Here is a 1,347-nt window from a genome sequence, read left to right as displayed (position 1 = left end):
CGTGACTCGCCCCGGCATGTCCGGAGAGCGGTTTGCTGGTGTCAGCCGGCTTGTTCAACCGGTTCGATGCGAGCGTAGTCGAGCTGCTCCACCTCGAGCGGCGTGAGGTCGTCGATCGAGCCGTGCGGCCGCTCACTGTTGAACCACAGCACCCACGACGCGGTCGCCGCCTCGACCTGGTCGACGTCTCGCCAGGGGCCTTCGTGGTGGATGAGCTCGGACTTGTAAAGCCCGATCTGCGACTCCGCGAGGGAGTTGTCATACGCGTCGCCGACGGAGCCGACGGATGGGTCGATGCCCTCGTCCACGAGCCGGTCAGTGAAGGCGATCGACGTATAGACGCTGCCCGCGTCAGTGTGATGCGTGAGCCCGGCGAACCCGGCGACGCCCTCGCGTCGGCGGGTCCAGAGGGCCATGTCGAGGCAGTCGAGCACGAGCGGGGTGGTCATGCTTGTCGCGGCGCGCCAGCCGAGGATGCGGCGGGAGTGCGCGTCGAATACGAACGCGACGTAGACCCATCCGGACCACGTCCACACGTAGGTGAAGTCGGCGACCCAGAGCTGGTTCGTGCGGAACCTGGCGAAGTGCCGGTCGACGAGGTCAGCCGGCCTGCTCTCTCGAAGCGCCGTGTCGATGGGGCGCTTGCGTTTCCCACGAACGACGCCGGCGATCCCCAGCTCCCGCATCAGCCGTTCGACCGTGCAGCGGGCGATGTCGTGCCCGTCGCGACGCAACCTCAGCCAGAGCTTGCGGGCGCCAAGCACACGCCGCTGCTGCTGCCACGTCGTGAGGATGATCGGCTTCCATCGTTCGTCCGACACCTCACGAGACGACGGGCCTCGGCCGCGCGCGTCGTAGTAGGTCGATGGGGCGATCTTCACACCGTGCTCGGTGAGCACTTCGCAGATCGACTCGACACCCCATCGCAACCCGCCATCAGCGCGGTTCTTGTGGTCCTCGATGAACGCGACTATCGCTTCTGTGGCCGGTCGAGCTCGGCCGCGAAGAAAGCGGAAGCCGCCTTCAAGATCTCGTTCGCGCGACGCAACTCGGCGTTCTCCCGCCGCAGCCGCTTGAGCTCTTCGGCCGCCTCCGTCGTCACACCGGGGCGTTCACCGGCGTCGACCTGGTTGCGGCGGATCCACGTCCGGATGGTCTCCGGAGACCCGATCCCGAGCATCTGCGCGACCGCGGTCATCGCGGCGTACTCGCTCGGATAGTCGGGCCGCAGCTCGGCGACCATGCGGACAGCGCGCTCACGAAGCTCGCGCGGATACTTACTGGGACGTCCCATGAGACAGATCCTTCCAAGGAATCATGTCTCCGGACACGCCGGGGCGAGTCACC

Annotated in this window: 1 protein-coding gene; it reads right to left on the bottom strand. The window is 66.9% G+C overall.

Annotated elements, in window-relative coordinates; genetic code table 11:
• Positions 1 to 41: 41 nt before the first annotated feature.
• A protein-coding gene (locus H9622_RS15680; protein ID WP_191767365.1) for an IS3 family transposase occupies positions 42 to 1,294 on the bottom strand; the annotation gives its coding sequence in 2 pieces (ribosomal slippage) (positions 42 to 1,012 and positions 1,012 to 1,294; 1,254 coding nt in all).
• Positions 1,295 to 1,347 lie beyond the last annotated feature (53 nt).

The organism is Microbacterium gallinarum, assembly GCF_014837165.1.
Classification (GTDB): Bacteria; Actinomycetota; Actinomycetes; order Actinomycetales; family Microbacteriaceae; genus Microbacterium; species Microbacterium gallinarum.
Note: the sequence above shows the minus strand (reverse complement) of the source record. Positions and strands in the feature narration are given on the sequence as shown.